Annotated in this window: 23 protein-coding genes; 15 read left to right on the top strand and 8 right to left on the bottom strand. The window is 43.6% G+C overall.

What is annotated here, in order from left to right; all coding sequences use genetic code 11:
* Window positions 1-12: 12 nt before the first annotated feature.
* The 5 genes from phnX to FFM64_RS01845 are packed head-to-tail and all read right to left on the bottom strand — an operon-like array spanning window position 13 to window position 4331.
* Window positions 13-810 carry a phosphonoacetaldehyde hydrolase gene (phnX, locus tag FFM64_RS01865; RefSeq protein ID WP_137606293.1) on the bottom strand — a complete coding sequence of 266 codons (798 nt, stop codon included), beginning with the start codon at window positions 808-810 and terminating at the stop codon, window positions 13-15.
* Window positions 811-836: 26 nt separating this feature from the next.
* Window positions 837-1685: a PhnE/PtxC family ABC transporter permease gene (locus tag FFM64_RS01860; RefSeq protein WP_137606292.1), complete on the bottom strand. Its 849-nt coding sequence runs from the start codon at window positions 1683-1685 to the stop codon at window positions 837-839.
* The gene (gene phnE, locus FFM64_RS01855; RefSeq protein WP_137606291.1) at window positions 1682-2485 is read right to left on the bottom strand and encodes a phosphonate ABC transporter, permease protein PhnE; all 804 of its coding nucleotides are present in this window, start codon (window positions 2483-2485) and stop codon (window positions 1682-1684) included. Before phnE ends, FFM64_RS01860 begins: the two co-directional genes overlap by 4 nt.
* The gene (phnC, locus tag FFM64_RS01850; protein WP_137606383.1) at window positions 2475-3248 is read right to left on the bottom strand and encodes a phosphonate ABC transporter ATP-binding protein; all 774 of its coding nucleotides are present in this window, start codon (window positions 3246-3248) and stop codon (window positions 2475-2477) included. Before phnC ends, phnE begins: the two co-directional genes overlap by 11 nt.
* 36 nt (window positions 3249-3284) lie before the next feature.
* A complete protein-coding gene (locus FFM64_RS01845; protein WP_137606290.1) occupies window positions 3285-4331 on the bottom strand; it encodes a phosphate/phosphite/phosphonate ABC transporter substrate-binding protein in 1047 nt (348 codons plus the stop codon).
* 297 nt (window positions 4332-4628) lie between these two features.
* Between FFM64_RS01845 and tsaB the strand changes: the two genes are divergently transcribed.
* Genes tsaB through tsaD form a run of 4 tightly spaced genes read left to right on the top strand, consistent with a single transcriptional unit; the run spans window position 4629 to window position 7421 of the window.
* Window positions 4629-5354: a tRNA (adenosine(37)-N6)-threonylcarbamoyltransferase complex dimerization subunit type 1 TsaB gene (gene tsaB / locus FFM64_RS01840; RefSeq protein ID WP_137606289.1), complete on the top strand. Its 726-nt coding sequence runs from the start codon at window positions 4629-4631 to the stop codon at window positions 5352-5354.
* Complete coding sequence (gene rimI, locus FFM64_RS01835) at window positions 5338-5919, top strand: ribosomal protein S18-alanine N-acetyltransferase (protein WP_137606288.1); 582 nt, start codon at window positions 5338-5340, stop codon at window positions 5917-5919. Before tsaB ends, rimI (FFM64_RS01835) begins: the two co-directional genes overlap by 17 nt.
* Complete coding sequence (gene rimI / locus FFM64_RS01830; RefSeq protein ID WP_137606287.1) at window positions 5912-6370, top strand: ribosomal protein S18-alanine N-acetyltransferase; 459 nt, start codon at window positions 5912-5914, stop codon at window positions 6368-6370. The genes rimI (FFM64_RS01835) and rimI (FFM64_RS01830) overlap by 8 nt, the downstream gene beginning before the upstream one ends.
* A gap of 13 nt (window positions 6371-6383) precedes the next feature.
* Entirely contained in the window at window positions 6384-7421 is a 1038-nt protein-coding gene (gene tsaD / locus FFM64_RS01825; protein WP_137606286.1) for a tRNA (adenosine(37)-N6)-threonylcarbamoyltransferase complex transferase subunit TsaD, read from the top strand.
* A gap of 48 nt (window positions 7422-7469) precedes the next feature.
* On the opposite strand, the gene FFM64_RS01820 is transcribed toward tsaD, so the two are convergent.
* Complete coding sequence (locus FFM64_RS01820) at window positions 7470-9446, bottom strand: ABC-F family ATP-binding cassette domain-containing protein (RefSeq protein ID WP_137606285.1); 1977 nt, start codon at window positions 9444-9446, stop codon at window positions 7470-7472.
* 165 nt (window positions 9447-9611) lie between these two features.
* Between FFM64_RS01820 and FFM64_RS01815 the strand changes: the two genes are divergently transcribed.
* The gene (locus tag FFM64_RS01815) at window positions 9612-10274 is read left to right on the top strand and encodes a redox-sensing transcriptional repressor Rex (RefSeq protein ID WP_137606284.1); all 663 of its coding nucleotides are present in this window, start codon (window positions 9612-9614) and stop codon (window positions 10272-10274) included.
* Between the two features lie 47 nt (window positions 10275-10321).
* Here the strand turns inward: FFM64_RS01815 and FFM64_RS01810 are convergent, their stop codons facing one another.
* Window positions 10322-10957 carry a CPBP family intramembrane glutamic endopeptidase gene (locus FFM64_RS01810; RefSeq protein ID WP_137606283.1) on the bottom strand — a complete coding sequence of 212 codons (636 nt, stop codon included), beginning with the start codon at window positions 10955-10957 and terminating at the stop codon, window positions 10322-10324.
* Between the two features lie 190 nt (window positions 10958-11147).
* Between FFM64_RS01810 and groES the strand changes: the two genes are divergently transcribed.
* From groES to FFM64_RS01785, 5 genes are all read left to right on the top strand, one after another.
* On the top strand, window positions 11148-11432 hold the full coding sequence (gene groES, locus FFM64_RS01805) for a co-chaperone GroES (protein WP_137606282.1): 285 nt from the start codon (window positions 11148-11150) through the stop codon (window positions 11430-11432).
* Between the two features lie 49 nt (window positions 11433-11481).
* Entirely contained in the window at window positions 11482-13107 is a 1626-nt protein-coding gene (groL, locus tag FFM64_RS01800) for a chaperonin GroEL (protein ID WP_137606281.1), read from the top strand.
* Window positions 13108-13333: 226 nt separating this feature from the next.
* On the top strand, window positions 13334-15169 hold the full coding sequence (locus FFM64_RS01795; protein ID WP_137606280.1) for an APC family permease: 1836 nt from the start codon (window positions 13334-13336) through the stop codon (window positions 15167-15169).
* 163 nt (window positions 15170-15332) lie between these two features.
* Window positions 15333-16430, top strand: a complete 1098-nt coding sequence (locus FFM64_RS01790) for a glycosyltransferase family 4 protein (protein ID WP_137606279.1) — start codon at window positions 15333-15335, stop codon at window positions 16428-16430.
* A gap of 314 nt (window positions 16431-16744) precedes the next feature.
* Window positions 16745-17653: a phosphate ABC transporter substrate-binding protein gene (locus tag FFM64_RS01785; RefSeq protein WP_137606278.1), complete on the top strand. Its 909-nt coding sequence runs from the start codon at window positions 16745-16747 to the stop codon at window positions 17651-17653.
* 46 nt (window positions 17654-17699) lie between these two features.
* Here the strand turns inward: FFM64_RS01785 and FFM64_RS01780 are convergent, their stop codons facing one another.
* On the bottom strand, window positions 17700-18341 hold the full coding sequence (locus FFM64_RS01780; RefSeq protein WP_137606277.1) for a YigZ family protein: 642 nt from the start codon (window positions 18339-18341) through the stop codon (window positions 17700-17702).
* A gap of 71 nt (window positions 18342-18412) precedes the next feature.
* Between FFM64_RS01780 and FFM64_RS01775 the strand changes: the two genes are divergently transcribed.
* From FFM64_RS01775 to prfB, 5 genes are all read left to right on the top strand, one after another.
* Complete coding sequence (locus FFM64_RS01775) at window positions 18413-19759, top strand: ATP-dependent helicase ComFA (protein WP_137606276.1); 1347 nt, start codon at window positions 18413-18415, stop codon at window positions 19757-19759.
* 40 nt (window positions 19760-19799) lie between these two features.
* Complete coding sequence (locus FFM64_RS01770) at window positions 19800-20402, top strand: ComF family protein (RefSeq protein WP_223876869.1); 603 nt, start codon at window positions 19800-19802, stop codon at window positions 20400-20402.
* Window positions 20403-20535: 133 nt separating this feature from the next.
* On the top strand, window positions 20536-21102 hold the full coding sequence (hpf, locus tag FFM64_RS01765; RefSeq protein WP_137606274.1) for a ribosome hibernation-promoting factor, HPF/YfiA family: 567 nt from the start codon (window positions 20536-20538) through the stop codon (window positions 21100-21102).
* A gap of 271 nt (window positions 21103-21373) precedes the next feature.
* Complete coding sequence (gene secA, locus FFM64_RS01760) at window positions 21374-23737, top strand: preprotein translocase subunit SecA (RefSeq protein ID WP_137606273.1); 2364 nt, start codon at window positions 21374-21376, stop codon at window positions 23735-23737.
* A gap of 90 nt (window positions 23738-23827) precedes the next feature.
* A protein-coding gene (gene prfB, locus FFM64_RS01755) for a peptide chain release factor 2 (RefSeq protein WP_137606272.1) occupies window positions 23828-24944 on the top strand; the annotation gives its coding sequence in 2 pieces (ribosomal slippage) (window positions 23828-23899 and window positions 23901-24944; 1116 coding nt in all).
* Window positions 24945-25069: the final 125 nt, after the last annotated feature.

Raw genomic sequence — 25069 nt, 5'->3', positions numbered from 1 at the left:
TCCTTTGAGCGCCTAAGGTAACTCAGTCACAGGTTGATTAAGGGATGCTAATAGCGCAGGCAGTTCAACCATCGATTGCAAAATGTGGTCAGCACCAACAGCTTCGTATTGCGCAGCAACTTTCGCCCGTAGTTTGGTTTGTTCAACCGGTGCGAGGGTATTAAAGTCGGATTCTGACCAGCCCATGAGGTTACTACCGTCAATGATTCCCACTGTAATGGCATCAGCATTTTGGCCTTCAAGAATATCGTTGATTGAGTCGCCAACTTTAACGACGTTAGCGTAATCAGTCACTTCTAAACGATCACAGGCAAGTTCTAGCATTGCTGACGCTGGTCGTCCAATCCCGTTGGTTTGTGCTGACGTGATGTTAACCGTTGGCCGGTAACCTTGACTTGCGGCAATTGGTTGAACAATCGCTAGCATTTCTTCATCATAGCCAGTGGTTGACCCATAGGCGATCTGGTTGTCATTTAGAAAATCAATAACAGCCGCCATGCCAGGTTTTAATTGGGCAAATTCTGTTAATGAAGCGAGCAAAATTGCTTTGAAATCCATAAAGATATGATCACAGTCATCACTGGTTGGTAAGACCTGAAAGCGTGCTTGCCAATCATTTTGAACAGAAGGTAAGTTAATGATTTTATGGATGTGGGTGTATTTATCTAAGCCCATATCTTGGCGAATTTCAGCTTCAGTAATATCAATGCCAACGTTAGCGAAAGCCTGTTGAAAGGCGACGATTGGCGCACGACTACCATAATCAATGGTCGTTCCGGCCCAGTCAAAAATAACAGCTTGAATAGTCATCAGAAAACTCCTTTAAGTTCAGTAATCTAGTTTTGCTTTAAGTAGTGACCGCGAAGGCGCATTGAAATGATTTCTAAGGCAATCGCGATGGCGAGTAACATGTAGACGATCAGACCAACTTCGTGGAAGTTGAAGTAGAACCCACTTGCCATAAAGAGGTAGTAGCCAATATCGTCAGCACCGGCTGCAGCGCCCACGGCCACAGCATTAGCAAAGTTGATTTCGAAGCGGATGAAAGTCCAACTTAATAAAGCTGGCACGATCGAAGGCAAGATTGCTTGGAAAATGATGGGCCAAAAGCCAACACCACTAGCTTTTAGGGCTTCGATTGTATCCTGGGGAGTTTCTTCAATACTTTCCGAATAAGCTTTGACCAGGTAGGCGATACTATGGAACGTCAAGCCGACCACAGCTGCATTTGCTCCTAATCCCATAACAACGGAGTAGATTAACACCCACAGAATCGTTGGAATTGAACGGATAAAGGCCATGACTGCTTTAATCGTATTCGCTAACCAAGCAGGGGATAAATTCCGGGCTGCAAAGACAGCAATGAAAAAGGCAATGAATGCGCCTAATAAGGTCGTGAGCAAGGTTAAAGCGACACTCGTCGATAACGCGCGTAGCAAGACACCCCAGGTATCCTGACCGATTGATGGTTGTAGGAACATTGACTTCAAGTTGACGCCTAAGCTTTGAAAAGCTTCACCTAACTTTAAGTTACCAGTGTCTAAAGTCGCCAATGAGTAGACAGTGATCACGCCCAGGCTACCAAGCACTGTACGCAGAATTAAGCGTGGCTTGGTTACCAAGGAAATGTTACCATTACTTGGTACTGGCGGTTGAAATGTCTTAGGTTGACTGTTTTCAATCATGCAATTGCCCTCCGAATCTGTGTTGAAGTTAATTCTAATAAGATTACTAAAACGGCAATGAGAAGCACAATTAAACCAGCGGCATCATAGCGGAATCCTTTGAAATAATGATTAAATAGGAAACCAATACCAGTCCCCGTTAAGATACCAACAAGGGTGGCATCTCGAAGGTTGTTTTCAATCATGTAGAGCACCCAACTTGTTAGGCTACTAGCAACTTCAGGCAAGACGCCACAAAAGACACATTGAAAATAATTGGCACCAACAGCTTGTAATGCCTGTAATTTTTCGCCATCTAAATCTTCAATTGTTTCGGTAAAAGCACGTGTCAGATAACCGAGGGTCATAAAGAATAGGGCAAGAAAACCGGTGAAATCACTCTGTTTAAATGAAAACAGTAGAATCATTGCCCAGGCCACAACTGGAATATTTCGCAAGAGCGATGCGCCGAAGCGAACCGTTAATTGAAACCCACGATTGGGACTGGTAGTTTTTGCACCTAAGACCGCGAAAATCAGACTAAGTAAGGCCGCACAAATGGTTGATGAAATCGAGATAATCAATGTGCGCCATAACTGATACAAAATTGGTCCCAAGTATGAGGCGGTGTGTTCATTTGGAATGAAGTTTTTAAACAACCAAATGAGACCGGCTGGAACTTGTGCCAATGATGAGAAGGTCTGAAAGTTAACCAAAATAACGGAAACCATGTAGATGAGAATTAACAAGCCTAAAACGAAAGACAGCCGTAACCGTCGTTGCATGAAGAACTGCTGTGGTGAGGAATACTTAGTTTTCATCGGCAGTTACCATTGTTTTGATCTCGGTATCTTGGCGGTAGATGCGTTGTAAGACTTGATCATCGACTTCGGTTGTGGGACCTTCAAAGACAATCGCGCCACTATTAATCCCGATAATATGATCGGCGTAGGTCATGGCAACGTCGATTTGATGCAAATTGATCAAGATGATCAATTGCTTTTCCTGCGCTAATTTACGCAGAATATCCATCACGATTTGTGTCGACTTTGGATCCAAAGAGGCAATGGGTTCATCACAAAGAATCATCTTTGGATGCTGCATCAGTGCCCGGGCAATGCCGACCCGTTGTTGTTGACCACCACTAAGTTGGTCACAACGCTGGTAGGCGTAGTCTTTAAGACCAACTTCGTCCAATAACGCTAACGCTTCCGTCTTTTCGGCATTACTATAGAGACCAAACATGCCAGCCAAGGTTGATTTACCACCTAAACGGCCGTGCAAGACGTTCTCAAGCGCCGTCAAGGGACTGATGAGATTATAATTTTGAAAAATCATCCCAATATGATGACGAATTTTACGCAACTCGGCTTTATTGGCCTGGCGAATATCTTGATCATCGAGCAAAATCTGTCCGCCATCGTCACGAATCAATTGATTAACACTACGTAAAATCGTCGTTTTACCGGCACCAGAAGGACCGATAATGGCTGTGACTTCGCCGGGCTGCGCGGTGAAACTAACCGCCTTGAGTGAGTGCTTGTCTTTGCCGTACGTTTTATCTAGTTGGTTTACCTTGAGCATAGCATTTCCTTTCATAAAACCGAATTGATGAAGAGTTTAGTAGCCGACTAACTTATGAGTTGGGGCGTACCATTGGTCGTCAACCTTAAGTAATTGTGTTTTGTCAGACTTCTTAGGGAAGAGCTTTGGTGTTTTTGAACCTGGTTCTGAGAAGATTTCTTTGTTTTGGGCGAATTCTTTCGAAGTGAATTCTTTAGCAATCTTGTCTTGGTCATCCTTGCTAAGGGCTTTAGTATTGTAGACCCATGGACCTTGTTGAACGGGCATCATAGCGATGTTGACCACTTGCTTGCCTTTCAAGCTGCTGAATGGTGCTTCGGCGTCATCTTTAACGGCGAAAGTTGAACCAACTTTGTCCCATGAACCGTTAGTTACTTTAAGGTATGGCATTAAGTCACCATCATCAAAGGCAGCAACATCGACGTCACCCTTTAAGAGGTTAACGGCTGAACCTTGGTGTGACCCGCCGTAAAGAACTTTGCTAAAGAATTTGCCATTTTGAGTTAAATCATCTTTGTCTTTAATTTTGAATTCGTTTGAAATCTTAGCAGTTGGCACTAAGAAACCTGAAGTTGAACTGTTTGAAACGTAAGACATTTTCTTACCTTTGATATCTTTAATGCTATATTTGCCATCTGCTTTATACTTATCGGCATCTTTTTGTTGTACCATTAAGTATGAGTTGTAGGTTGCTTTCTTCAAAGTTCCATCAGCGTCAGATTGAGCAGCAAAAGGTTTAACGTCTTTGCTTAACTTGTGTGCTTGGATATAACCATTGGCACCCATGTAGGCTAATTGCGCTTTACCAGAAGCGATTGCTTGGATAGCGACATTGTAGTCAGTCGTCGTTTGTAATTTGACAGTTTTACCAGTGACCTTTTCGAGTGACTTCTTTAAAGCATCTCGTGAGCCTTGGAAACTTTTTGCTGATTCGTTCGGGTAGAAGACAACCGTGATTGCCTTGCTCTTATCCGCACTCTTGCTGCCAGCTTTAGTACTAGTCCCACTAGCACAACCAGCCAAACCTAAACCTAAAACTGAAATTAATGAGAGTCCAACGAGGGACTTGTTAAGCTTTACCATAATAATCAATTACCTCCAAAGTAATATTAGTTACCTGTGTAGGATAACAAGGCAATGTAAACGTGTGAAAAATTATCAGTGAATAATTGGTATAAGTTATGTAAAGAATGTTTACGAATAGATTACATCGTAAATATTGGGCGGCTTAGCCCCAATATTTAGTCGCGAATAATTGCTTTTTTTGTAAAATGCTTAGGATTTGGCTGTAAACGCCTTGAAAACGGCTGGATTCCTTTCAAAGCCGGTAAATTATGATAAGATATGTGAAGTAATTCAAAATGAGGAGCTTTTTTTAATATGAAGTTGTTGGCAATTGAGACGTCCAATCGGCCACTGAGTGTGGCGGTCTTAGATGATACAAAAGTGCTTGCTACGACTACGACTAATATGAGTCGCAATCATAGTAGTACGTTGTTACCAATTATTGAAAAGTCGATTAGCCAAGCTGGCTTGACGGCCGATGAACTGGATCGTGTGGTTGTTGCAGCTGGTCCTGGTTCATATACAGGTTTACGGATCGGGGTCACAACTGCAAAAACATTGGCATTTACGCTACATAAGGAATTAGTTGGGTTATCTAGCCTGGCAGTTTTAGCTGGTAATGTGGTGGCAGAAGGACAACTAGTGGCACCATTGTTTGATGCACGTCGAGATAATCTATTTACTGGGTTATATCGAATCAAACAAGGTCAACCAGTTAGTGTCTTACCTGATCAACATATTAGTGTGACGGAATGGTGTCAGCAGTTGGCGACATACCATGAACCAATTGTGTTTATTGGGAGTGATGTGACACAATATGAGACCGCGTTGCAAGCACAACTGGGTGACCAGTTTGTCCGTGCACAATCTCAATTAGATTTACCACAAGCAGTTGTTTTAGGCCTAATGGGTCGGACGGCTGCACCGGTGAAAGAAATTCATACTTTTGTTCCTAACTACTTACGGCTAACGCAAGCAGAACGCGACTGGTTAGCCAAACATCCGAAAGAGGACCACGCGCCGTATGTTGAAAAGATTTAAGCAGTACCTTCAGAAGATTACTAAAAATCGCAATAATCGTCGCCAGAAAATCATGCAAATCGATAACCATGTGGTCCAAGTTGGTACAACTGGTTACTATGTCTCACGGGCATTAATTACCGATGTCCCTGAAATGCTGGCGATTGAAAGAGCCGTCTATGCTGGTAAGACACCTTGGGATGAAAATGCCTTTAAAACGGAGTTGCGCCGTCAAAGTGGACGTTTTTATATTGTCATGCGCCACGAAGACCGTCTCTGTGCATTTTGTGGTTGTGCGTTTGATGATCGTCGTCAAGATGCGCATATCACGAATATTGCGGTGCACCCAGATTTTCAAAATCAAGGTTTGGGCAGCTTTATGATGAAAACGATGATAAAACGGGCAGGCTATTTAAAATATCGCACAGTGACGCTTGAAGTTCGTTACAGTAATACGAATGCGCAACGGTTATATCAGAATTTAGGCTTTGAAAAAACGGGTGTTAAAAAGCGTTATTACTTTGGCGATCACGAAGATGCCATTGATATGACTTACAAAGTATTGACGGATCGTGAAGATGACTGAGCTACAATTCATTAAGGACGTGGATTGGACCGGCGTGCCTGTTGCTCAAGTTTGCTACGAGTTAGCTGCGGCTGCCTATCCGGAAGGGGCACCTTGGCGATTGGCAACTTTTGCGGCGGACCTAGCGTTACCACAGTCTTGCTACCAGTTATTAGTTCGAGTGCAACAACCGATTGGCTTTATCAGCCAAACAACGGTATTAGATGAAACAGAGATTACTAATGTTGCGGTGTTACCAGCATTTCAGCGGCACGGTTACGCGCGGCTAATGTTGCAAAGAACTTTTGCACAGTTAACGCCAACGGCAAAATGCTTTCTGGAAGTTCGCCAGAGTAATACGCCCGCTCAAAAATTATATGAACAGTGTGGTTTTGAACAGATTTCAACGCGCAAAAACTATTATCAGCATCCTAGTGAAGATGCCTTAATTATGCGTAAAATCATTAAATGAAGGATGGTCACTTGTGGAGAAACAAAATTTAATCTTAGCGTTCGAATCTAGTTGTGATGAAACGAGTGTGGCAGTTGTTGCTGATGGTCAAACGATTTTATCCAACGTGGTTGCGACGCAAATTAACAGTCATAAACGCTTTGGTGGTGTGGTACCTGAAGTTGCTAGTCGCCATCATATTGAAGAAATCACTATCTGTATCGAAGATGCCCTATCTGAAGCACAGGTGACTTATGATGACTTGGATGCTGTTGCAGTCACCTATGGGCCAGGTTTAGTTGGGGCGCTCTTGGTGGGAGTCAATGCTGCTAAGACGGTCGCCTACGCGCATCACTTACCATTGATTCCGGTTAATCATATGGCGGGGCATATTTATGCGGCTCGCTTTGTGAAACCCTTTGAGTTTCCACTAATGGCACTCTTAGTTTCTGGGGGGCACACTGAGTTAGTATATATGCAAGCAGATGGTCAATTTGAGATCATTGGTGAAACTCGTGACGACGCGGCTGGTGAAGCCTATGATAAAATCGGTCGGGTATTGGGTGTCCCTTATCCGGCTGGTAAAGTCATCGACGAAATGGCACATCAGGGTCAGGATACCTTTAACTTTCCACGGGCGATGATTGATGAAGACAACTATGACTTCAGTTTTAGTGGGTTGAAGAGTGCTTTCATCAATACCGTGCACCATGCGGATCAAATTGGTGACACTTTGAGTAAAAATGATTTGGCAGCGAGTTTCCAGGCCAGTGTGGTAGATGTGTTAACATCAAAAACCATGCGCGTCTTGGAAGCTTGTCCAGTTAAACAACTTGTTTTAGCTGGTGGGGTCGCGGCCAACCATGGGTTACGCGAACGCCTACAAACTGAATTACCAAGTAAGTTTCCAAATACTGAATTAGTCTTAGCACCATTGAATTTGTGTGGTGATAACGGTGCGATGATTGGGGCAGCGGGCTATATTCAATACCAACATCATCAATTTGGCGATGCGACCTTGAATGCTGATCCTAGTCTGGAATTTGATTGGATGCCTAATATGGTCCATTGATTAACTAATAAAAAAGCGAGCTGATTTTTTTATCAGCTCACTTTTTTATTAGTCGAGATTTTCAAGTTGTTCGGCTTGTTCAGTCCAGTCGTTTTCGGCCTGTTCGTGCTCGGCTGTGACTGTGTCCAATTCTTTCTGGAAATCTTGTAACTTAACGGCATCTGCAAAAACTTCTGGTTGTGACATTTGTTCTTGAATACTGGTTGCTTGGGACTCAAGGGTACTCATTTTTTCTTCAAGAGCCGCCACGGAACGTTCTAGTTTGCGCTTTTCACGTTGTTGTTGCTTGCTGGCTTGGTAGGTTTGTTGTCCCTTTGAACGTGAATCTGGTACCGCGCTGGTTTGATCAGCGTTGGCGGCACTTTCACTTTCAGCAGCGGCACTAGCGGCAGCTTCGGCAAATTCCGCTTGTTCTTGTTTTTTATCGATATAGTAGTCATAGTCACCCAAGAATAATTCGGTACCAGTTGGTGAAACTTCGACTACGCTGGTGGCGACCTGGTTAATGAAGTAACGGTCATGTGAAACGAAGAGTAGGGTGCCGTCAAAGTCGTTTAGCGCAACTTCTAACACTTCGCGACTGTCGATATCTAAATGGTTAGTCGGTTCATCTAAAATAAGAAAATTGTCATTTTGCATTGCCAGCTTCGTTAGTAGCAGGCGGGCCCGTTCGCCACCTGATAGGGCGTTGATCGGTTTATCGACATCTTCTCCGGTGAATAAGAAGCTTCCCAGAATGGTTCGAATATCTTTTTCAGGGGTCGTAGGGTGTTCATCCCACAATTCACTCAGAACAGTTTTACGATCATGTAAGTTTTTTTGTTCCTGATCGTAATAACCGGTGACGACATTCGTCCCAAAGACGGCTTGCCCTTTGATGAATGGAATCTGGCCAAGGATGCTCTTTAGGAGCGTTGATTTACCAATCCCATTCGGTCCAACGATCGCGATGGCCTCGTGTTTTTTGACATTTAGGTTATCGGGAGCTGACAAGATCTGACCTTGATAGCCAACGGCAGCATCTTTGACTGTTAAAACGATGTTGCCGCTTTGCTTGCTAGCATGAAAGCCAAAGTGGGCCGTTTTGTCATCACTATCAGGGCGTTCTAACCGGTCCATTTTGGCGAGCTGTTTACGACGCGACTGGGCACGTTTGGTCGTTGAAGCCCGAACGATGTTGCGGTTCACAAAGTCCTCCAGCTTGCTGATCTCGGCTTGTTGTTTCTCGTAGTGTTTCCATTCCGCTTGAATTCGAGCAGCTTTTGTTTGAACGTACTGGTCGTAGTTGCCAGTGTAGTGGACCATCTCGTGGTGCGAAAGGTCATAGACTTCATTGACCACACGGTCTAAGAAGTATCGGTCATGACTGACAATTAATAAGGAACCTGTATACGATTGTAAATAACTTTCCAACCAAGTGAGCGTTTCGACGTCCAAATGGTTAGTCGGTTCGTCCAAGATTAAGAGGTCACGTTTTTCGAGCAACAGTTTAGCTAAAGCTAATTGAGTCTTTTGACCACCAGATAATTCGGTCACTGACTTGTCATAAACATCCGCATCAAATTGGAAACCATGTAAGACGCCACGGATTTCAGCTTGATAGCCATAGCCATTCTGTTGTTGAAAATCAGTTTGAACTTGATCATAAGTTTTAAGGGTTTGTTCATAAGTGGCTTGATCAGCGATGACCGCGGGATCACTCAACTGGTCTTCTAATTGATGCATTTGTGCTTCTAACTTATGTAAGCCAGCAAAAACACTGCTCATTTCTTCCCAAATAGAATTGGCACTATTCAGGCCTTGATCTTGAGCCAGGTAGCCGATGGTCAGGCCTTTGCGCATTGAAATTTGGCCTTCATCAGGGACAGTTTCTCCGGCAATCATTTTTAAAAGTGTGGATTTTCCAGCACCATTACGGCCAACTAAAGCGACGCGCGCATGATCTTGGATGTCCATTTGTACGTTATCGAACAAGACATCAGCGCCAAAACGCCGCATGACTTGTTGCACTTGCAATAAAATCACGATTATAAGCTCCTTTCAGGGTTGATTCGTCAAATAATTGTAGCATATTGCGCCAATTAGCCCTAATGAAACGGAATAATAAGTAAATATTATTTCACAAAGTGTTGGGGTATGCTAGAATAGTGTCAGCAAATTCACAAACTTTTAATAAGGAGGGTCGTCCAAATGGCAGAAACAAAGATTCCTCGGGCAACGGCGAAACGGTTACCCATTTACTATCGGTATTTGAACATTTTATTAGATGCAGACAAAAAGCGTGTCTCATCAACAGAACTGTCTGAGGCGGTTAAAGTTGATTCAGCCACGATTCGGCGTGATTTTTCATATTTTGGGGCACTTGGTAAACGTGGCTATGGCTACGATGTTGAAAAATTATTGACCTTTTTCAAAAAGATTTTAAATCAAGACACTTTAACGAATGTCGCTTTGATTGGGGTCGGTAATTTAGGGCATGCCTTGCTCAATTTTAATTTTCACAAGAACAGTAACGTGCGAATCTCAGCAGCTTTTGATGTTAATGAAGCCCTTGCGAATACCGTTCAGAGTGGCGTTCCCGTTTACCCAATGTCAGAACTTAAGAAACAACTGATTGAACAACAAATTGAAATTGCCATCTTAACGGTGCCAACTTCTGTGGTTCAACAAGTGACGGATGAATTAGTTTCAGCAAATGTCAAAGGGATCATGAATTTCACGCCCTTACGCATTTCAGTGCCAGAAACGGTCCGGGTGCAAAACGTTGATTTGACCAATGAGCTACAAACCTTGATTTATTTTATTGAACACTATGGCGAACAGCTTGGTGATAAATCAGCTGACGAAAAATAGTTATTTTAAAAGACGCAACTAGCATAAGGCTGGCTACGTCTTTTATTTTAGGACCAAAATAATGGGACAACGACAAGACAATTCATTAAAATATGCGCGATCATTGAGGTTTGAATACGGCCGGTGTGTTGATAAAGCCAGCAGAAGAATAAGCCAATAAACGCATATAGAATCAAATGTCCGTCTGCATGAGCGAAACTAAATAGAATGCTGGAAATGACGGCTGCTCCGACACCGCCAGTTACGGGGGCGAAAAAGCCAAATAGGACTTTCCGAAAAACGATTTCTTCCATAATGGGAGCGCCCACGATAATGGCTAAGAAAAAGAACGGGTACTTTTGTCCAGCAGCCAGTAAGGTACTCGTGTTGGCGGAAGCCGTTGATTGTCCCAGTAGTCGAGTCAAGTTTAAGATAAGGTTTTGGCCAAGGATGACAATGGCTGTGCCAGCAAGCCCCCATAAAACAGTTGCTAGCCAGGAACTTGGTTGTTGTTCGATCGCATTTGGCTTGGCATGATGCCAAGCGAGCCAACCTAAAATGACGGCCCCGATTAGGTAGTCTAAGGTCTGAATCAAATAGACTTGGGAACCTAAGTGGGGTAACGCGGTGACTAATAAAGATGGCAACGCGTAGACGATAAAGTAAACGATTAAAATGCTGAGTGATTGGCGCCGATTGGCCATTTTGTCACGTCCTTAACTGAGTAGATTTCGAGTCAAAAATGACTTAAGTAGTCCCATTATAGTCGATTTGACATTCTTTGACTAATTATTGACAAATAACTTGCATTCTAAAATGAAAATGTTATAGTTGATTTTGTGATTAGCACTTAGGCTTTAGGAGTGCTAAAAAAGAATAAATGGAGGGATTCACGTGTTAAAACCATTAGGTGATCGTGTTATTTTGCAACAACAAGCAGAAGAAGAACAAACAGTTGGCGGCATCGTTATTGCGAATAATGCTAAAGAAAAGCCACAAAGCGGTAAAGTTGTTGCCGTCTCCGATGGCCGTGTTTTAGATAACGGCACAAAGGTAGCCCCAAGCGTCAAAGTTGGCGAACAAGTTTTATTCGACAAATACGCTGGTACTGAAGTTAAGTATGAAGGGTCTACGTATCTTGTTTTACACGAAAAAGATATTGTCGCAGTCGAAGACTAATCCATTTAAATTATTTATTTAAAAACTATTTATGAGGTGAATACAGATAATGGCTAAAGAATTAAAGTTTTCTGAAGACGCACGTTCAGCAATGCTCAAAGGTGTCGATCAATTAGCTGACACTGTAAAATCAACGCTTGGTCCTAAGGGCCGCAACGTTGTCTTGGAACAATCATATGGCTCACCAACCATTACTAATGATGGGGTGACGATTGCTAAAGCCATCGAATTGGATGACCATTTTGAAAACATGGGTGCTAAGTTAGTTTCTGAAGTTGCTTCAAAGACTAATGATATTGCCGGTGATGGGACGACTACTGCGACTGTTTTGACGCAATCAATCGTCAACGAAGGTATGAAGAACGTCACTGCCGGTGCTAACCCAGTTGGCATTCGTCGTGGGATTGAAGAAGCCACTAAGACAGCGGTTGATTCATTGCATGCCATGGCTCATGAAGTTAAGACGCAAGAAGATATTGCACAAATCGCGGCTGTTTCTTCAGCTAGCCAAGAAACTGGTAAGTTAATTGCCGAAGCCATGGAAAAAGTTGGGCATGATGGTGTCATCACGATTGAAGAATCACGTGGGGTTGACACTAGCTTGGACGTTGTCGAAGGGATGCAATTCGATCGTGGCTATTTGTCACAATACATGGTCACTGATAACGACAAGATGGAAGCTGACCTTGACAGTCCTTACATTTTAATTACCGATAAGAAGATCTCGAATATTCAAGATATCTTACCATTATTACAATCGATCGTTGAACAAGGCAAACCATTATTGATCATCGCGGATGACATTTCTGGTGAAGCTTTACCAACCTTGGTCTTAAACAAGATGCGGGGGACATTCAACGTCGTTGCAGTTAAGGCACCCGGTTTTGGTGATCGGCGTAAGGAACAATTACAAGATATTGCCATTTTAACTGGTGGGACGGTCATCACTGATGACTTAGGTCTTGAATTGAAAGACACGACGATTGATCAATTAGGTCAAGCTAACAAAGTTACGGTTACTAAAGATAACACCACCATCGTTGAAGGTGCTGGTGCTAAGGATGCCATCTCTGAACGAGTTGACTTCATCCGTAACCAAATCAGCGAAACCACTTCTGATTTTGATAAAGAAAAGTTACAAGAACGTTTAGCTAAGTTAGCTGGCGGGGTCGCCGTTGTGCGGGTCGGTGCTGCAACTGAAACTGAATTGAAAGAACGTAAGTATCGGATTGAAGATGCTTTGAACGCCACTCGTGCTGCCGTTGAAGAAGGCTTCGTTGCCGGTGGTGGGACTGCCTTGGTTAACGTCATCAAAGATGTTGATGCTTTGAAAGAAACTGGTGACGTTCAAACTGGGATTAACATCGTTAAACGTGCGTTGGAAGAACCAGTTCGTCAAATCGCTGAAAATGCCGGTCTTGAAGGCTCAGTGATTGTTGAAAAACTCAAGGAACAAAAGCCAGGTGTTGGTTTCAACGCTTCGACGAATGAATGGGTAGACATGATCAAGGCTGGGATTGTTGATCCAACCAAGGTTACTCGTTCAGCGTTACAAAATGCGGCTTCTGTTTCGGCGTTATTATTAACGACTGAAGCGGTTGTTGCTGAAAAGCCAGAACCACAAGCACCAGCTGCACCAGCTGCGCCAAACCCAGGTATGGGCGGCATGATGTAAGTTTAAGTTAACACTTTTTAACACCTGCTCATTTGAGTGGGTGTTTTTTAGTCAAAAATAAGTAGCCAAGTGGGAAAGTCAGGAGTAAACTAGGGGGCTATGCGGGTTGAAAAAGTTAGTGCGTTCCAGTTAAACGTGTAGTATTTACTAATTTAAAGTAGTAAAATCAACTTTGACTTAGCACTTACTTGGGAATAATTATTTTTGAAATAAAGGAGTTATTATCATGTGGCGTTATTTAAAACGGTTGGTTATCGGGAAACCGTTAAAAACCATGGATGAAGGTGGGCAAGCACTCACCAAGTTCAAGGCGCTGGCGCTGCTGTCATCAGATGCGCTCTCGTCAGTGGCCTATGGTACTGAACAGATCACAACGGTATTGATTACCCTTTCAGCAGCAGCTTTAATGTATCAATTATATGTTGCTGCCTTAGTTCTGATTCTATTATTTGCCATTACGATGTCGTACCGGCAAATTATTCGTGCTTATCCTTCGGGTGGTGGCGCGTATGTGGTTGCTAGTACTAACTGGGGGCGGCCAGCTGGACTGGTTGCCGGTGGGTCACTGTTAGTTGACTATATGTTGACTGTGGCCGTTTCCGTGACCTCGGGGACTGAAGCCATTACTTCAGCCGTACCGTCCTTAGTGAACTATCAGGTGTTGATTGCCGTGTTGATTGTGATTGCAATCATGGCTTTAAATTTACGAGGCATGCGTGAATCAGCGTCATTTTTAACTTTTCCGGTTTACTTCTTTATCCTCATGATTATCGGGATGATTTTATGGGGGATTATGAATATTGCGAGTGGTAACTTAACTTACCATGCCTCCGCAGCAATGGGGGCACCAGTTCAAGGCATGACCTTAGTCCTGTTCTTCCGGGCTTTCTCGTCAGGGTCTTCATCACTGACAGGGGTCGAAGCTATCAGTAATGCGGTGCCTAATTTCAAACGACCTAAACGTCGAAATGCTGCTAATACGTTAGCAATCATGGCCATTGTCCTGGCAGTTTTCTTTGGTGGGATTACTTACTTGAGTTACTACTTGGGCATCAAGCCACAAGCTGATAACACTGTCTTATCACAAATTGCGACGGCAGTATTTGGTCATGGTTTGTTCTACTACTTGTTACAGTTATCGACGGCTTTGATTTTAGCGGTTGCGGCGAATACTGGGTTCTCAGCGTTCCCAATTCTAGCTTACAACTTAGCTAAAGATAAATTTTTACCACACGCTTACATGGATCGTGGTGATCGATTAGGTTATTCTAACGGGATTATCTCATTGGCTGTTGGCGCGATTGTGCTTATCTTCATTTTCCATGGGAAGACAACGTTATTAATTCCACTGTATGCGGTTGGGGTCTTTGTACCGTTTACCTTATCTCAATCTGGGATGATCGTGCACTGGTTGCGCGAACGGGGCAGTTGGTGGTGGCTTAAAGCCGCAGTCAATTTACTTGGGGCATTAATCTCATTAGTCCTAGTGGTCTTCTTGTTTGCCTTGCATTTCGGCAATGTTTGGCCTTACCTTGTAGTGATGCCACTCTTGCTTTATATGTTCTATCGCATTCATGTGCACTACAACCGTGTAGCAGCCCAGTTGCGGGTGGTTGCTCAGGAGAAAGCCGAGTTACACGACTACGATGGTGCCACGGTCATTGTGCTGGTTTCCAATGTGACGCGGGTCACGGCGGCAGCGGTCAATTATGCCCGTTCCATCGGTGATTATGTCATTGCCATGCACGTGTCATTTGATGAAAATCCAGAAAAAGAACATAAGACGGCGGCCGAATTTAAGTCAACGTTCCCAGATGTGCGGTTTGTGGATATTCATTCATCGTATCGTTCGATTGCAACGCCAACGCTGCGTTTCTGTGATGTCATTGCCAAACGAGCGGCGGAACGGAATTTCTCAACCACGGTCTTGGTACCACAGTTCGTGCCTAAGAAACCTTGGCAAAATATTTTGCATAACCAAACGAGTTTACGCTTACGGGCGGTTTTAAACTCACGTGAAAATATTATTGTATCGACTTATAATTATCATTTAAAAGAGTAGTTGCAGACGACGTGGAGATGGCACTGGCTGTCTTGCACGTCGTTTTTAGTTTAATTTGTGACCGAATTGTGTTGCCTTTCCTAAGTTTCCTTGAATCAAGTTGTCAAGTTGGATTCAGGTTTGTATAATTATAAGTAATATCTCAGAGAGGAGTTACGCACAAATGATTAGATTTGAAATCTTAGTCAGCTTAGTTGCGACCATGATGATATCCGCGCTTTTAACGCCGTTTGTGCGAAATCTCGCCTTTAAAATCGGAGCCGTTGATAAGCCGAATGTTCGCCGGGTGAACAAGATTCCGATGCCGACAATGGGTGGTCTAGCCATTTTTATTGCTTACACCATTGGCACGACAATCTTATATTTGATGCATCAGTTTCCAACGCGACTCTTTTATGCGTTACTAGGCGGTGAGCTAATCATTTTGGCGACTGGGATCATTGATGATATCTATGAATTGAAACCGCGGCAAAAAATGTTGGGAATTACGTTAGCGGCCTTAGAAGTCTACTTCATTGGTGGGATTCGAATGACGACACTCACATTCCCATTTATCGGGCTCATTCATTTTCAGTGGTTGAGCTTGCCGATTACATTGCTGTGGATTTTAGCAATTACGAATGCCATTAATCTAATCGACGGGTTGGATGGCCTAGCAACCGGGGTCGGAATCATCGCGCTGAGTACGATGGGAATTATTGGGCTATTCTTCTTAAATGCCAATACCTTTGTCTCGCTGCTGATTTTTACCTTAGTCGCTGCCATGCTAGGATTCTTACCGTATAATTTCTTTCCTGCCCGGATTTATCTAGGGGATACCGGTTCTTTATTTATCGGGTTTATGACCGCGGTATTCTCGTTGTTCGGTTTGAAAAATGTTACCTTAATCTCGGTGATCATCCCAGTGATGATTTTAGGGGTCCCAATTACCGATACGATTTACGCGATGATTCGGCGAATTTTAAATAAGAAACCAATCTCGCAAGCCGATAAACACCATTTGCACCATCGCTTGATGCAGTTGGGCCTGACCCATCGTCAGACTGTGATGGTGATTTACGGGATTGCCCTTATCTTTTCGTTCATCTCATTGTTATATCCGATTTCATCGCTGGGTGGCTCAATCTTGCTGACCATCAGCTTGTTATTCGGATTGGAACTATTTGTGGAAGCAATTGGTTTGGCTGGCGATAACCGGCAACCGTTATTGGATTGGATTAAGCGGACGGTCGCTAGGTTCACTTCCAAGAGTAATCATTAATTGAATCACTAAAGTGAAACAGACTTGATAACGATTTTCAGTTATCAGGCCTGTTTTTTTGTCTGGAGAGTTTTTGGTTAATCTAGATGGTCTTTACGGAAACTATACAATGGTTTTACACAAACATCATTTTGAATTTACAAACGGCCAGTAATATTAGAGTTGTTCCAATGACAGTCGATGAATCGTCTAACCTAAAAAGTGATCATGCTCGCATCACGAAATAGCACTTCCTACCCAGGTTAGCTAGTTTAGGTTAGCGCCATTGATTGTTCTAATTATGAGCGTAAAAATGGAAAAGGGGAGTTTCAATTATGAAAAAAGCAGTGACATTAGGGGCGCTGGCCGTAACAATGACCATTTTATTAGCTGGCTGTGGTAGTAGCTCAGCAACTAGTACGAAGAATACTAGTAGCAGTAGTAGTGCCAAGACTTCTAAGACAACTAAGATTGTGGCAACCGGATCAACGGCGTTACAACCATTAGTTGAACAAGCTGGTCAAACTTTCCAAAATGAACATTCAAATGTAACGATTAATGTCCAAGGTGGCGGTTCTGGTGCCGGCTTGAGCCAAGTTGCTAAAGGCTCAGTTAATATCGGGAACTCAGATTTGTTTGCTGAAGAACAAAAAGGGTTAGACGCTAAAGGCTTAGTTGATCATAAAGTTGCTGTTGTTGGGATGGCACCCGTGGTCAACAAAGAAGCTGGCGTAACCAATGTTTCAAAAGATCAATTAGTTAAAATCTTCCAAGGTAAGATTACCAACTGGAAAGAAGTTGGCGGGAAGAATGAAAAGATTACCGTGGTCAATCGTGCTCAAGGCAGTGGGACGCGTGCCACTTTTGAAAAGTGGGGCTTAGACAACGCTAAGGTTGCAACTAGCCAAGAACAAGATTCTAATGGGACAGTTAAAAAGATTGTTTCAACGACACCAGGGGCAATTAGTTACTTGGCCTTCTCATACATCAAGTCTGGTCTAGAACCACTTTCAATCGATAACGTTAAGCCAACAGAAGCGAATGTTGCCAATAACAAATGGAAGATCTGGGCATACGAACACATGTATACTAAGGGTGCTCCTACTGGTGAGTTAAAGACCTTCTTAACTTACATGACTTCTAAGGATGTTCAAGGAAGCTTAGTCAAGAAGTTAGGCTATATTCCATTGACTTCAATGAAAGTTGACCGTGGCGTATCTGGTAAAATTACCACACTTAAATAAATATTAAAAAGCATTTCAATGTCATAATTTGACGTTGAAATGCTTTTTAGTTGGTTGATAATGGGACTTCGTTGTATTGCTGCCCCCGATCTTTAAAGTCAACTTGACCACTTAACAAATTATTGATGGCCGCTTCAACGGTGGGGACAGTCTCGGCATCTACCGCAATCATCAATGCCACCTTGATGCCATAGTTGGTATCTAAGGTGGTTATTTTTTTTTGCTGCAAATAATAAGTTAAGGCATCAATATTGCGGTAATCAATTGTGACGGCCAACTTTGTTTGCAACAGTCGTTGGACTTTACCGGCACGCTTAATCGCTTCAACAGGGGTGCTGTTGTAAGCCCGAATTAAGCCGCCGGCACCTAGCTTAATGCCACCGAAGTAACGGGTGACAACGGCTAAAACATCGTGAATTTGATTCAATTTAAGGGCTTCTAAAATTGGTACGCCAGCAGTCCCAGAAGGTTCACCAGCGTCACTCATTCGTTGGATGTGATCGTCATCACCGAGCATATAGCCAAAACAGTGGTGAGTGGCTTTAGGGTCTGTTGCCCGAATCGCGGCAATTTTTGTTTGTGCATCCGTTTCATCGGTGATTCGATAGAGGTGAGCGATGAAGAGGGACTTTTTGATGGTTTGTTCATAAGTGATCTCTGTTGCCAAAGTATAGTATGGCTCAGTCAAAATCAATCAGCTCCTTTTTAAATTAATGCCGGCTAAAATTCGTAACTGAGTGTTAAAAGGGGGGCAAACGTATGCAAGCAACAGAGTTATATGGTCGCCAGCTGGTGCTGACACCACTCGCTGCAAAAGAATTACCCGCGGAAACTCAAAAACTTGAGGCTTTGCACGTGACAGCTCAGCAACTACAATGTCAGCGTTGCGGCAGCTTGTTAGACCGACAATTGGCACAATTACCACGTCATCAATTTTATTGCTATGCTTGCATCACGCTGGGCCGTGTCAGTACCTTAACTTCACTTTATCACATTTCAGAGCCAAATGATTTTCCAAAAAAGGGTGAGCTAACGTGGCAAGGACAATTAACGGCACAGCAAGCGGCTTGCGCTACTATGATTCGTCATCAATTTGAGGCACATCAACGTCAACTGCTGTGGGCCGTGACTGGTGCTGGAAAAACAGAAATGTTATTTCCGGGTTTAGCCTGGGCACTGGCGCAGGGCTGGCGAGTGGCGATTGCGTCACCACGGGTCGATGTCTGTTTGGAGCTATATCCGCGGTTGCAAGCCGCTTTTTCAAATTTAGAGATTGCCTTATTGCATGGTCATCAGACTGACCCATATCGTTATTGTCAACTCACCATCTGCACGACGCATCAACTGCTTCGGTTTCGAGAAGCTTTCGATGTATTGATTGTTGATGAAGTGGATGCGTTTCCGTTTGCAGCTAATCCCCGGCTAGGTCATGCAGTTGAACAGGCGCTGAAACCTGTAAGTGCGTTGTTGTATCTGACGGCAACGCCTAGTCAGGACTTGTTACGTCAGGTCAGGCGCCATGAACTTGGCTTAAGTTATTTGCCACTGCGCTTCCATCAACAATTGTTGCCGACAATTAAGGTAACTTTGCAAGCTCGTTGGTGGGCTAAGCTTAAGGTGGGTTGTTTACCACGACCGCTACGCCGCTGGCTGGCCGATTATGCTAACCGTGGCCAACGCTTTTTAATCTTTGTTCCTAGAGTTGCGCAATTAGCCGTTGTTCAAGCGGCAGTTCAACAGGCCTACCCCGAGCTAAAGGGTTTAACAGTCCATGCAACTGATCCAGAACGTTTGGCAAAAGTTCAAGCCATGCGAGCGTCAAACGTCCAATATTTGATTACGACCACGATTTTAGAACGTGGCGTCACATTACCCGGCATTGATGTGATTGTTTTAGGGGCCGATGACCCGATTTTTTCAACGGCAGCGTTAGTTCAAATTGCGGGACGAGTTGGCCGGTCTAGCGAGCGGCCAACTGGCTTAGTGCGGTTTATTTGTCAGAGTTATGCGCGGCCTGTCAAACGTGCTATCCGACAAATTAAACTCGTGAATCGGAAAGGACGGCGATTACGTGCCAGCATGCCTGTTGTGTCACCGCTCGACTGAGCCTAAAATAAGTCTGCCATGGATTTTGAGTTGGCAACCATTGCAACAACCAGTAGTTTGTCAGGCTTGTTGGGAAACTTTTACACCAATTTTTTCAAGTCAAGCGTGCATTGGCTGTGGTCGTGCACAGACGCAACGGTCTTTATGTCATGATTGCCAACGCTGGGCACCAATGGCGTTTGATAATCGTGCGTTGTTTACATACAACGAAGCCATGCAAGCCTACTTTGAACAATATAAATTTAAAGGGGATTACCGACTACGACAAGTTTTTAGGGCAGTTTTAACCGCCAAGCTTGTCAGTATACAAGCAGATTTTATAGTCCCCATTCCAGTTACGCCCGATACGATGATCACCCGCGGATTTAATCAAGTGACCGGTTGGTTGAACGATGGTGAGAATCTAAGCTGGTTGCGGACTACGGATGCCGCCAAGCCTATTCCCCAATCACATAAAACGCGCCAGGATCGGCTATTAACGGCACAACCGTTTGAGCTATCGCCGGATGCGCCAGACCTGAGGACAAAAACAGTGCTTTTAATTGATGATGTCTATACGACTGGTCGAACCATCCGGCACGCTGCGATCTTAATCTTGGAAAACGGTGCCAAGTCAGTCATAGGAATAACTTTGGCACGTTAAATCGGATGAAAAGCGGCATTTCGATTGTTTATTATAGCGCTTTCTATTATAATGAATTTAAGCAAAGTAATGAAAGAGTGGTCCTTTCGTTACTTTGGGTACACAGTAATGTGTGTGAAGGGAGAGAAGATCTATGCTAAATTTTAATATTCGCGGTGAAAATATCGAAGTGACACAAGCTATTCGTGACTATGTTCAAAAACGGGTGGGTAAGTTACAAAAATTCTTTGACAATAACGTTGACTCAATTGCCCACGTAAACTTAAAGATTCACCCAGACAAGACTGCTAAAGTCGAAGTAACGATTCCACTTCCCTATTTAGTTCTCCGGGCAGAAGAAACTTCTCCTGATATGTATGCTAGCGTTGATTTGGTAACCGACAAGCTCGAACGCCAAATCCGCAAGTATAAGACCAAAGTCAATCGCAAGTCCCGTGAAAAGGGCTTTAAGGCCATTGACTTTGCGGCGACTGATGAAACGGTTGCAGCTGCTGATAACGATCAGGACGATAAGTTGGATGTTGTACGTACGAAGCGGGTTTCTTTGAAACCAATGGATAATGAAGAAGCAATCCTACAAATGGACATGCTTGGACATGATTTCTTCATCTATGAAGACGCGGAAACGGATGCCATCAATATCGTTTATCGGCGGAACGATGGTCGCTACGGTTTGATTGAAACTGGCGACGATCAATAAATTCGAAGTTCAATCAGAAAGAACTGGTCTTTGACCAGTTCTTTTAATTTACAAAAAAACGTAGTTAAAGCATGTTAATCGTTAATAATGTTGCAAATAGTGTTAAACAGCGGTAGTATTTTTGAAATAAACCCGTTCGGTATCGGTTACATTGAATGAGTGTAGTTCCCATTAACGCCAAAAGATGGTAAAATTACAGATGGTATTTTATTTTGAAAATAGACTATAAAGAATCGATACTTAAGAATTATTATTTGGAGAGGATACGTAAATGGCCAACATTTTAAAACGCTGGGTTGAAAGCGACAAGCGCGTCATTCGGCGTCTTGATAAAATTGCAAACAAGGTTGAAGCTTACGCTGATGAATATGCCAAGCTAAGTGATGCCGACCTGCAAGCTAAAACACCAGAATTCCGTGAACGATATAAAGAAGGCGAGTCACTGGATGACTTGTTACCAGAAGCATTCGCGACCGCTCGTGAAGGTGCCAAGCGGGTACTGGGGTTATATCCATTCCACGTACAAATTTTAGGTGGGATTGTGTTACACGAAGGTGACATTGCTGAAATGAAGACCGGTGAAGGGAAGACCTTAACGGCCACCATGCCGGTTTATTTGAATGCCATTTCTGGCGACGGCGTGCATGTCGTTACCGTTAATGAATACTTATCAGCGCGTGATGCGACTGAAATGGGTGAACTCTATCACTGGTTGGGCATGAGTGTCGGCATTAATGGCGCTGATAAAACGCCTGAGGAAAAAAGGGCGGCTTACAATGCTGACATTACTTATTCGACCAATGGTGAAATTGGGTTTGATTACTTACGAGACAACATGGTTGTTTATCGTGAAGATATGGTTCAACGGCCATTAAACTTTGCGATTATTGATGAAGTTGACTCAATTTTAATTGATGAAGCGCGGACGCCACTGATCATTTCCGGTCAATCCGAAGGGACGACTGGGATGTATAAGCGGGCAGACCGCTTTGCGAAGACCTTGACCAAAGATGAAGACTACAAGGTTGATTTGGAATCAAAGACGGTTGCCTTACTTGATGAAGGGATTCGAAAGGCTGAAAAGTATTTTGGCTTATCAAACCTCTACGACACGGATAACACCGCTTTAAACCATTACTTGGATGAAGCTTTACGTGCCAATTACATCATGTTGAAGGATAAAGATTACGTGATTCAGGACGGCCAAGCAATGATCGTTGATTCATTTACCGGTCGGATCATGGATGGTCGGCGTTTCTCTGATGGGTTGCATCAAGCCATTGAAGCGAAGGAACATGTTGAAATCCAAGAAGAAACCAAGACCATGGCTAACATTACCTATCAAAACTTATTCCGGATGTATAAAAAACTTTCTGGGATGACTGGGACGGCTAAAACGGAACAAGAAGAATTCCGTGAAATTTATAACATGGAAGTTATTACAATTCCAACCAACCGGCCAATGATTCGTGATGACCGTTCAGATTTGCTCTATCCAACCTTACGGAGCAAGTTTAACGCGGTTGTGAAGGAAATTTCTGGCTTGTATAAAAAAGGCCAACCGATGTTAATCGGGACGGTTGCCGTGGAAACATCTGAATATTTATCGCAACGTTTGGATGAAGCCGGTATTCCGCATGTGGTTCTGAACGCTAAGAACCATGCGAAGGAAGCCGATATTGTTGCTAACGCTGGTCAACGGGGCGCAGTCACCATTGCGACCAACATGGCTGGTCGTGGGACTGATATTAAATTAGGACCGGGGGTCAAAGAACTTGGTGGCTTAGCAGTCATTGGGACTGAACGGCATGAATCACGGCGAATTGATAACCAACTTCGTGGCCGTGCTGGTCGGCAAGGTGATCCAGGTATGTCACAATTCTACCTGTCATTGGAAGATGATTTGATGTTGCGTTTTGGTTCTGAACGAATCAAGAACTTCTTGCAACGGATGAACGTGGAAGATGATGATGCGGTGATCCAATCACGCATGATTACGCGCCAAGTTGAGTCAGCGCAGAAACGGGTCGAAGGGAATAACTACGATTCACGTAAAAATGTGTTGCAATATGATGATGTGATGCGTGCGCAACGTGAAGTTATTTATGGCGAACGGCAACAAGTTATCATGGAAGATAAGACTTTGAAGCCGGTCATTATGCCAATGATCAAACGGACAGTCGAACGGACCGTTCAATTGCACACGCAAGGCGATCAAAAGACTTGGGATTTGGATGCCATCATTGATTTTGCTACCGGGGCAATGGTTAAGGAAGATTCGATCAGTGCGACTGACTTGAAAGGAAAGTCACAAACTGAGATTGAAGACTACTTAATGCAACGGGTCGCTGACGTTTATGAAGCTAAAGCTAAACAGCTTTATGATAAAGGTCAGATGCTAGAATTTGAAAAAGTCGTTATCTTACGAGTCGTTGATGCTCATTGGACGGATCATATTGATGCGATGGATCAATTACGGCAATCAATTGGGCTGCGTGGCTACGGTCAGTTAAACCCATTAGTTGAATATCAACGTGATGGTTATCGGATGTTTGAAGAAATGGTTGCGGATATCGATTACGATACAACGCGCTTATTCATGAAGTCTGAAATCCGTCAAAATATCCAACGTTAATTAAACACGAATTGGGAGAAGCGTAGTTGGGTATGAACCAACTACGCTTTTTGCCAAATAACTTAAAATAAGTTGAAAGAAGGGTTCTTTGTGGAATTAAGTGAAACCAAACATCTTGTTGAAGAAATGCAAAGTGCCGTCGACGACTTTAGGGGGTCGCTTTGACTTAGATGCTTTAAACGAAGGCATCCAGGAAAATGAAGCACGCATGGCCGAACCCGGTTTTTGGGATGATCAAAATGCTGCCCAAAAGGTGATCGATGACAATAATGAGTTAAAAGGCAAGTTTGACGCCTATCAACAGCTGGCAGATGAAGTTGGCGACTTGGCGGTTGCTTACGAGTTGCTAACTGAGGAACCAGATGCTGAGATGCAAGCTGAATTTGAAACGGATTTGACCAAAGCACAACATGACTTGCAGCAATATCGGTTAAATCTTTTGTTGGATGGCCCCTATGATCGTAATAATGCGATTATTGAAATTCATCCAGGTGCGGGCGGGACAGAATCCCAAGATTGGGGCGCCATGCTATTACGGATGTATTCGCGTTGGGCAGCCAGTCATCACTTTAGTGTTGAAACGGTTGATTATCAGGCTGGTGATGAGGCCGGTCTTAAGAGTGTGACGCTGTTGATTAGTGGACATAACGCCTACGGATACTTGCGCTCTGAAAAAGGGGTTCACCGATTAGTTCGGATCTCACCTTTTGATGCTGCCGGACGCCGCCATACCTCATTTGCCAGTGTTGACGTCATGCCAGAATTAGATGATAGTGTCGATGTCGAAATTCGACCAGATGATTTGAAAGTGGATGTCTATCGGGCGAGTGGTGCCGGTGGTCAGCACGTTAATAAGACGTCATCCGCGGTTCGAATTACGCATTTACCAACTGGAATTGTGGTTGCTAGTCAGGCACAGCGGTCTCAACTTCAAAATCGACAAACGGCGTTGAATATGTTACGTGCCAAGTTGTATGAACGTGAAGAAGAAAAGAAGGCCAAGGAACGAGCAGCGATTCAGGGTGAACAACTCGATATTGGCTGGGGGTCTCAGATTAGATCATACGTTTTCCATCCATATACGATGGTAAAAGATCATCGGACCAACTATGAATCTCATGATGGTCAAGCTGTGATGGACGGGGACTTGGATCCATTTATGGATGCTTATTTACAATGGAAATTAGCACAGCGTAATCCACAATAGCTAAAAAAACATACTAAGTTGACTTAGCAATCGGTGGGTCAACTTAGTATTTTTGTGTTTATAAGCATTATAATGACGAAGTATAAAAGCCTTGATATCAAGGTGAAACTCGTTGGACTAGCATT

This window comes from Lactiplantibacillus daoliensis, from assembly GCF_005405005.1.
Lineage (GTDB): Bacteria > Bacillota > Bacilli > Lactobacillales > Lactobacillaceae > Lactiplantibacillus > Lactiplantibacillus daoliensis.
The sequence above is the reverse complement of the archived record's forward strand: the minus strand, read 5'-3'. Positions and strand labels throughout refer to the sequence as shown.

Bases quoted from the DNA above. Each gene is read 5' to 3' on its own strand.
- phnX (WP_137606293.1), bottom strand. From the start codon at position 810: ATGACTATTCAAGCTGTTATTTTTGACTGGGCCGGAACGACCATTGAT.
- FFM64_RS01860 (WP_137606292.1), bottom strand. From the start codon at position 1,685: ATGATTGAAAACAGTCAACCTAAGACATTTCAACCGCCAGTACCAAGT.
- phnE (WP_137606291.1), bottom strand. From the start codon at position 2,485: ATGAAAACTAAGTATTCCTCACCACAGCAGTTCTTCATGCAACGACGG.
- phnC (WP_137606383.1), bottom strand. From the start codon at position 3,248: ATGCTCAAGGTAAACCAACTAGATAAAACGTACGGCAAAGACAAGCAC.
- FFM64_RS01845 (WP_137606290.1), bottom strand. From the start codon at position 4,331: ATGGTAAAGCTTAACAAGTCCCTCGTTGGACTCTCATTAATTTCAGTT.
- tsaB (WP_137606289.1), top strand. From the start codon at position 4,629: ATGAAGTTGTTGGCAATTGAGACGTCCAATCGGCCACTGAGTGTGGCG.
- rimI (WP_137606288.1), top strand. From the start codon at position 5,338: ATGTTGAAAAGATTTAAGCAGTACCTTCAGAAGATTACTAAAAATCGC.
- rimI (WP_137606287.1), top strand. From the start codon at position 5,912: ATGACTGAGCTACAATTCATTAAGGACGTGGATTGGACCGGCGTGCCT.
- FFM64_RS01815 (WP_137606284.1), top strand. From the start codon at position 9,612: ATGGCAGAAACAAAGATTCCTCGGGCAACGGCGAAACGGTTACCCATT.
- FFM64_RS01810 (WP_137606283.1), bottom strand. From the start codon at position 10,957: ATGGCCAATCGGCGCCAATCACTCAGCATTTTAATCGTTTACTTTATC.
- groL (WP_137606281.1), top strand. From the start codon at position 11,482: ATGGCTAAAGAATTAAAGTTTTCTGAAGACGCACGTTCAGCAATGCTC.
- FFM64_RS01795 (WP_137606280.1), top strand. From the start codon at position 13,334: ATGTGGCGTTATTTAAAACGGTTGGTTATCGGGAAACCGTTAAAAACC.
- FFM64_RS01790 (WP_137606279.1), top strand. From the start codon at position 15,333: ATGATTAGATTTGAAATCTTAGTCAGCTTAGTTGCGACCATGATGATA.
- FFM64_RS01785 (WP_137606278.1), top strand. From the start codon at position 16,745: ATGAAAAAAGCAGTGACATTAGGGGCGCTGGCCGTAACAATGACCATT.
- FFM64_RS01775 (WP_137606276.1), top strand. From the start codon at position 18,413: ATGCAAGCAACAGAGTTATATGGTCGCCAGCTGGTGCTGACACCACTC.
- hpf (WP_137606274.1), top strand. From the start codon at position 20,536: ATGCTAAATTTTAATATTCGCGGTGAAAATATCGAAGTGACACAAGCT.
- secA (WP_137606273.1), top strand. From the start codon at position 21,374: ATGGCCAACATTTTAAAACGCTGGGTTGAAAGCGACAAGCGCGTCATT.